Annotated in this window: 6 protein-coding genes; all 6 read right to left on the bottom strand. The window is 41.7% G+C overall.

Features of this window, described 5'->3' with window-relative positions; genetic code table 11:
- Positions 1 to 1588 (bottom strand): leucine-rich repeat protein (locus KH180_RS16330; protein WP_290762358.1); only part of this gene is annotated, 1588 nt, incomplete at its 3' end.
- Between the two features lie 229 nt (positions 1589 to 1817).
- The gene (locus KH180_RS16325; RefSeq protein ID WP_290762356.1) at positions 1818 to 3134 is read right to left on the bottom strand and encodes an ATP-binding protein; all 1317 of its coding nucleotides are present in this window, start codon (positions 3132 to 3134) and stop codon (positions 1818 to 1820) included.
- Between the two features lie 25 nt (positions 3135 to 3159).
- Positions 3160 to 5130, bottom strand: coding sequence for a DUF2207 domain-containing protein (locus KH180_RS16320; protein WP_290762353.1), 1971 nt, complete (start codon positions 5128 to 5130; stop codon positions 3160 to 3162).
- Between the two features lie 23 nt (positions 5131 to 5153).
- Positions 5154 to 5708 (bottom strand): LemA family protein, encoded by a 555-nt coding sequence (locus KH180_RS16315; RefSeq protein ID WP_290762351.1) that lies wholly within the window; start codon positions 5706 to 5708, stop codon positions 5154 to 5156.
- A gap of 48 nt (positions 5709 to 5756) precedes the next feature.
- Positions 5757 to 6095 carry a hypothetical protein gene (locus KH180_RS16310; RefSeq protein WP_290762349.1) on the bottom strand — a complete coding sequence of 113 codons (339 nt, stop codon included), beginning with the start codon at positions 6093 to 6095 and terminating at the stop codon, positions 5757 to 5759.
- Between the two features lie 405 nt (positions 6096 to 6500).
- Positions 6501 to 7046 carry an NADH peroxidase gene (locus KH180_RS16305; protein ID WP_290762347.1) on the bottom strand — a complete coding sequence of 182 codons (546 nt, stop codon included), beginning with the start codon at positions 7044 to 7046 and terminating at the stop codon, positions 6501 to 6503.
- Positions 7047 to 7872 lie beyond the last annotated feature (826 nt).

Below are 7872 nucleotides of genomic sequence, written 5' to 3'. Positions count from 1 at the left end.
CTGTAACCACTGTATCTCCCGTGATCTTATCAAACGCCTTATCCCAGCCCGTAAACGTATATCCTGTTCTTACCGGGGCTTTTGGCTCTTTCGCAGCTTTTTCATATTTTACTTTCTGCTCATCCAGCTGTTTCCCATTCCAGTCCTGGAATTTGACCGTATACTCATTTTCTTTATATACTGCAGTTATAGTTGTGTCTTCTGTGATATTATCAAAAGCTTTATCCCAGCCGGCAAAAGTACAGCCTGTTTTTCCAGCTGCTTTCGGTTCTTTCGCAGCTTCTTCATATTTTACGGTCTGCGTGTCCAGCAGTTTTCCGTCCCAATCCTGGAACTTGACCGTGTATTCTTCCTTTTCTTGCTGCAAATTTACTGCAAGATCCTTCTCAACCTTTTTTAAATTTGGAGAAATCCAATGATATCCTTTTGGGGCTTGGGGTAATTGATTTTCTTCAAGCGCGGTTCCATAAACGACATCTACTTTTTTTAATAACTTCCCTTTTGAATCCTGTAAATCTACCACACAATATAATATTAATGTTCTGCCATCTAAGTCCCATTCTGGATATTTTTTTAAAGATTCATTATCATAAGGAATCAGCGTTGGCAGTTTCTTTCCAGCTTCCATCGCACCGCCAAACATTCTTGTCGTAATGGCATGATCGGGAATCTGAAATTCCTTTGGCAGCCTCTTTAAACTTTTGCAGTCTCCAAACATCATTTGTGCATTTTTCATGCCGCTTGGCACATTTCTTATAGTTTCTAATTTCGAACAGCCATAAAACATGTAATACCCTTTTTCTAAAGTATCCGGCAGCTTCGATACAGATTTCAATTTCTTACATCCACTAAACATATAACTTCCATCTGTTAACCCATTCGGTAACTCAGGAAGACTTGATATATCACATCCCCCAAACATATAATAACCACTTTCTAAATTTTTTGATATTTTAGAAATATTAGCTAGCTGCTTACATCCATTAAACATATAACTTCCATCTGTTAGACTATCCGGCAAATCCGGAATAGTTGTCAAGCTTGTACAGTTCTCAAACATATTAGTTCCAATTTTTAAATTTCCCGGCAGCTTCGGTACATTTGTAAGACGCTCACAGCCTCCGAATAAATCATGTCCGTTTATAAGACTATCCGGCAGATTTGATATACTTATTAAATTATGGGCACTTCTAAACCATCCTTCCATAGAAACTGGTTTTACATTCTTTTCTATCACTACTGTTTTGATTCCATCAATATATGGCTTCCACTCCTGTGTTGTAGCTGGATTATCCATTGTAGGGCCTAGATACGGTTCCCCGCTCCCTGTAATAGACAGTTCACCAGTCGCAGTATCAAATGTCCATTTTACTCCGCTTGGCTGCCCATTTTTATCAGGCAGTTCTCCTTGTGTCGGATTTGCCGTTAATTTACTGATCCGGCTTGGTTGTTCTGTTTTTGCCGCTGTCGTTGTCTGTGCAGCAAACACCGGCTGACTTAAGTTTCCCCCTATTATAGCTGCAGCCATAATGACAACTCCGATTTTTTTAGCAGCCAGTTTTTTGTTGTTTTGCGTCTTCATCTCCATAACCCTTTCATCATGCTAAATTATTGTTTCTTTCTCTTATATCAGCAGTTTAATTCATATTTCATGGATTCGGATAATATCTTCGCATTCTGCATACAAATCGGCGCAAACGACAAATCAAGGAACAAAGTGGACTTGCCCACCTCATCCAGAAGGCCCTCACTCTTTGAGAATAAAAAAATGAAGCTATGCACCAATAAATGATGCATAGCTCCATTTTATATCTCTGTCAGCCTTCGCTGTTTTCAATTCCCATCAGATAATTCACAAACTGCTGTGCCGTCCTTCCGGAAATACCTCCGTGGCTCAACTCCCATTTGTTTGCCTCCTTGCGGAGATCTTCATCCGACATTGTAATGCCTTCTTTCCTTGCAAGCTGGATGACAATGTTAAAATACTCCTTCTGGGTCGGCTTAGAATAACTGATTGTCACGCCAAACCGGTTCACCAGAGATAATTTCTCTTCCATTGTATCAGACTTGTGGATACCGTTGACATTCTTCACGTCATCCCGGTCATTCCATGTCTCTTTAATCAAATGACGCCTGTTGGAAGTGGCATAAATCAAAATATTTTCCGGCTTTGTCTCTACTCCGCCTTCAATCACGGCTTTTAAAAATTTATATTCTACCTCAAATTCTTCAAAGGATAAGTCGTCCATGTAAATGATAAACCGATAGTTCCGATTTTTGATCTGTGCGATCACATTGGAAAGATCCTTAAACTGATGCTTATAGATCTCGATCATCCGAAGCCCCTGGCTATAATACTGATTGACGATGGCCTTGATACTGGTAGACTTTCCGGTTCCGCTGTCTCCGAACAGCAGGACATTGTTTGCTTTCCTTCCCTGCACAAAAGCTTCTGTATTGTCAATCAGCTTTTTCTTCTGGATCTCATAACCTATCAGATCAGACAGCGTTACTTTATCCATATTATTGATGGCACGGAATGCAATTTGGCCGCCGTTTTTCTCTTCTATTCTAAACGCCTTATTGAGTCCGAACATGCCTACTCCGAATGCCTTGTAAAAGCTTGTGACTGCCTGGAAAAACTCATGTTCATCAGCTGTCTGTTCCAGTTCCCGGCTCAGTGCCTGTACCTTTTCACTGACATTTTTATTGTACATAAGTTCCGGTTTCCCTATCGCTTTATAGTCTGAAAGCCGGCTGAAACAGTCTACCCCAAGGTATTCCTCGATCTTTGAAAAATCATAGTCAAACAGTTCTTTAAATGCCCGGAAATCATTTTCCGCAAAATAGTTTACGCTTCCGTCTCTTGCTCCGACCTTTTCACAGGTAATGCTGAATGGATTCTCATTGGTGATCAGCAGAAACGTCAGATAATTATGCCAGAGGTTCTCATCAAATCCATAGTCTGTCGCCACTTGAAGAATGCGTTTGATCTGTCTGAATACTCTGGTAGTCAAAACTTCCTTCGGCTGGCTTTTTTCGTCCATACAGCGGAAAATATCACTGAGCTGCATCAGAATGGAGTCAGGCTCCATATCACCATAGATCAATAACTTTGAAACGTTTTTATACATTTGTTCCTCCACCTTTCATGTTCTTCTACCAGCTTCCGCCGCCTCCGCCGCCGAAGCCGCCCCCTGAAAATCCTCCGCCTCCAAAGGAGCCTCCGCCAAAACCGCTTCCTCCGCCGGAAGATACTTGCGGAGGTTCAGTAACAGCCAGAGTATTTGTTACCTGAGACATGCTTCCCATCAGGCACCGGTTAAAGATATAGTAATCAAAAAATGTGAACTGCCGGTCTGTTTCATACCAGTCAGGCGCAGCCAGTCCAAGGTCCTTCAGCTTCTCCGCAAAAACATCAGAAAGCCCGAAGACATAGGCATACGGCATGATGTGGTAAAACATCTGCGGATGCTCCGCCGCCAGTACTTTCATCCTGTCCAGCTCTGCTGTTTCAATAAAATCCCGGAGGCCTGCAAGGTGCCCCATCCATTCTACACACTGATGAGTCCTCTTTTTCATAAATCCTGTCATCAGAATCATTCCTGCAGTCATAACCAGCACTGCCGCCAAAACCCAGATGTAATTAAATACCTCTTGATTCCTTACACGGACTACATAGCTTCCGGTATAAGCCGCTGCAGAAAGAAAGCTTGCTGCCAGTGCCCAGAATACCCATAACTTCCTGCTCTCTCTGCTTCTGGCATACCAGCTGTCCACTGCCGCAGCAAACAGAATCATTCCGCCTAATACCAAAATCCACAGCACTGCCTCCACAATCAGTCTCACAACGCCCGTATAAGAATAAATACTTGTAACAATCATAAACAGTCCCAGCGGAAGCGCTGAGAGTACCAGTGAAATTCCTCTTGCAGCCCTTGAAGATGAAGTATAAATGCTGAAGCCCTTTTTCCTGCTGAAAAACTGGGTCAGCTTACGTTTGGCAGCAAACAGGGTATCTGCATATTTGTACTTCAGATCATCAATCTTTACCTGATCCCTGCCGTCAAATAAATTGTCGAACATAACCCGCTGATAGCCCGGAGCTTTATCTGAAAGATCCGCTTTTTTATGGAAAATAAGTTTCCCTTTCTTTTCTTCAATTGTAAGATGCCCCCGGTCTGCCCAGTAAAGAATCAGGGAAAGCAGATCTTTATCCTGTACTTTTCCGTCTATAATATAACCAACCCCGGCACTGTCGAGCCCTTCCGGAGGCTGGTATTGAATCGACGGAAGAATTTTCTCATCTCTTCCAAATAAAAGAAACAGGCATAGTACAATACCGAATATAACAGCAGAAGGAATCAGAATCATCCATGGAATTCCAGTAAGCTGCTGGCTTTTGCTGAAATATCCCGCATCCACTTCCGCAAAACAGGTAAGGCCGCTTCCCAGTGAAAGAGGTTCCTTTAACGTGCCTGTCACTGTCATGTTTCCTTCATCCTTCACCATGGAAAGCACATCTTCAGCGTTTTTTGTTGAACCATATTCCCCATAATAAAACTTCAGCCGGTCCATATCAAATCTTTTCGGAAACGTAATCCTGAATCTGCTCCCTGCCGGAATCTCATTCTTCCACTGCGTGGGAAATATGTTGCAGTAAATATTGTCATAACTGCTCTGCTGAAACTTTGGTTTTAGGAGATATTCAAATTTGTAATCCCCATTCCGGACCGTTGTATCCTTATCACCGAATCTGAATACTTTGTTCCCCTTTTCACTGCTTGCACTCACAGTCTCATTGGAGTTCAGCATATTCAGCTCTGCATAATACGGCACCTTAAGAAGACTGCCGTTTTTGTCATAGGAAGATACAGTCCCTTTGTTCGGGACATACCGGTAAATTCCATGCCGCGGCTCCAAAAAATTTACACTGATTCTCTCCGTTATATCATAGGATCCGTCTTCTCCTACCACAACCTTGGTCTGATACCGGTTTGTATTCATATAAGGGTCCCGCTCGGCCTGTGCCGGAGAGGGACCTGCTATACTTTCAACTGCGATTCCGCCGCAAATGCACAAAACCAGCAGAATAACTGCAATGAAACCGGAGCTCCATAATTTTTTCATAGTGACCTCCCTGTGCTAAAGCATTAAAAAGAAACTTTTACATTTTCCCGTTCTGCTTCATCACTGATTTCATATAATGGTTTTCTCCTGAACTTGAAGATACCTGCTACGATATTGCCGGGGAACATCTCTGCCTTTGTGTTGTATTTATTCACAACCCCATTGTAATATCTTCTGGAACCTGCAATCTCTTCCTCGATCCTCTGGAGCTGTTCCTGCAGCTGCAGGAAGTTCTGGTTTGCCTTCAGGTCCGGATAAGCCTCTGCAACCGCAAATAAAGAACGCAGTGCTCCTGTCAGGACATTCTCATTGGCCAGACGCTCTTCCGGGCTGGAAGCACTCATAGCCATATTTCTTGCAGACACCACCTTTTCCAGTGTTCCTGCTTCGTGCTTAGCGTAACCTTTTACAGTCTCCACGTAATTTGGAATCAAATCATACCTTTTTTTCAGAGAAACATCCATTGCAGAGTACGCCTCTTCCGTTTTGTTCCTCAAGGTAATAAATCCGTTATACGAGCTCACCAGCCAAATAGCCAGTACCGCAATAATTACTATAATAATGATTAATGCTGTCATTTTCTTTTCCTCCTTTTATATTTGATACCAGTATAACACTAAATATCTTTACAGGAAACTACAGAAATGAAGAACAAAATTCTTCTCCCTTCCGTGCTCATCCACAGCTTTTAACATAATCTCTCCCGGAATGTAATTGTCAAAGCACAGCTTCTCCCCTGTGATCTCATAATTTTTCAGCCATTCTCCGGGCAGACGCCTGTCAATTCTTATACTCTCTGTTCTTATTTTCCCCGGAACGCCTTCCAGCGGAACTTCAAATCTGCCTCCGTCTGAAAGAATTCCCGACCACCTCAAATGGCTGCAGATACAGTAAAGTCCCTTTCTTCCATCTGACTGGCTGGCCAAATCCACCATTCTTGAACGAATCTTCTCTTTTTTCAGCATCTCGATTTTTCACCTCATAATTTGCTTTACTCACTTTTGCAATACTTTATTCTTTAGTATGCACTTCTTAAACACCAGAAAAATATTTTGACGTGTAAGCTGTATTTATCAGCGCAAACAGCGCAGCATATTTTTATGATATTCATCCGGTTCCAAACTTGTGCAGAAAATTTCAGGCTGGAATGGTCCCTGCTTTTATTTTATACAATGCACTTCTTTATTATTTTGCCGCAGCAATGTTTTCCTATAGAACAAAAGGGGCAGGACATATGTGATATAGAGATTGCTGATTACCTTCACATCACAACAAAAGGGACCGGAAAATTTCCGGCCCCTTTTTGGACGATATTAATATAGAGGAATAACTTCAAGAAAAGTGTATGTGTTTTGCTGAATGCTGTGATCCTATGCTCCAAAGTATCTCTTTAACAGACCTTCAAAAGCTTTTCCATGGCGTGCTTCGTCTCTTGCCATTTCATGTACAGTGTCATGGATTGCATCCAGGTTCGCTGCTTTTGCTCTCTTAGCAAGGTCAAACTTACCTTCGGTTGCTCCGTTCTCAGCATCGATTCTCATTTCAAGGTTTTTCTTTGTGCTGTCTGTCAATACTTCTCCAAGCAGTTCAGCGAATTTTGATGCATGCTCTGCTTCTTCTAATGCTGCTTTTTCCCAGTATAATCCGATCTCCGGATATCCTTCTCTATGTGCCACACGGCTCATTGCAAGGTACATACCTACTTCAGAGCATTCTCCCTCAAAGTTTGCTCTTAAGTCTGCCATGATGTCTTCGCTGGCTCCCTGTGCCACTCCGACTACATGCTCTGCTGCCCATTCTCTGTCTCCTGTCTGCTCTTTAAACTTCTCTGCAGGAACTCCGCATGTCGGACATTTTTCCGGTGCTGTATCTCCCTCATGAACATAACCGCATACTGTACAAACCCATTTCTTCATAATAAAAATCTCCTTTATCTTTGATTCTATGTTTTATTTTATCATTTTCATCCAAGATTTTCAATAACAGTAATTGTTATTGTTTTCTTGTTGAGATTATAATATCATTAGCTGTCATATCTGTCAATGCCTTTTTTCATTTTTTTGAAAATTGACGTAATATCCGCTGGACAGGGACACCCATAAAACAGAAAGCACCTTTTGTTTAGCGGTCATCCTTATCCAACAGACACTACATCCATGTTCTGCATGATTGGAGTGGGGCATTCTAAGAGCGAGCGGGAATCATGCAGAACATGTCATACAGAACAAGGGTGTTTTAAAACGGCTGGTCCTGTTCAGCTGTCTTAAAACACCCTTGTCCCATATTTAATGAAAAGAGAGGATTAAAAATATATGAAAAACGATTATACCTGTCAGGGTACCCAGTAGGTAATCCCTGTACATTTAAGGCATGTTTAAAGTATATCAGAATTGATGCTTGATTCAATGTACAGAAGATAAACAATTCTAAATGAAATATAAACAAACCTTACAAAAATCTTATGCCTGCAGGGCACACCATATTTTATATCCTCCGGATGGGCGTGCTCTGCATGATAAGATACAAAACAAAAGAAATAAAAGTTAATTCTTTTAATTTTGAAATTTGATAAAATTGAGTGTAATATATTTTACATAGGAGATGACGCCATGAAATTAAGAGAAAATTATGACATTTTGACCAGTTCTCCGGCTTGCTGTCTCAGGAATGTAAGATTTTCTAACTTTCAGCCAAGCTTCTCCGGCGGCCCGTTCGGAACTCGCTTACGCTCAAACAGCCTCA

Source organism: Anaerostipes sp., assembly GCF_018381315.1.
Classification (GTDB): Bacteria; Bacillota; Clostridia; order Lachnospirales; family Lachnospiraceae; genus Anaerostipes.
Note: the sequence above shows the minus strand (reverse complement) of the source record. Positions and strands in the feature narration are given on the sequence as shown.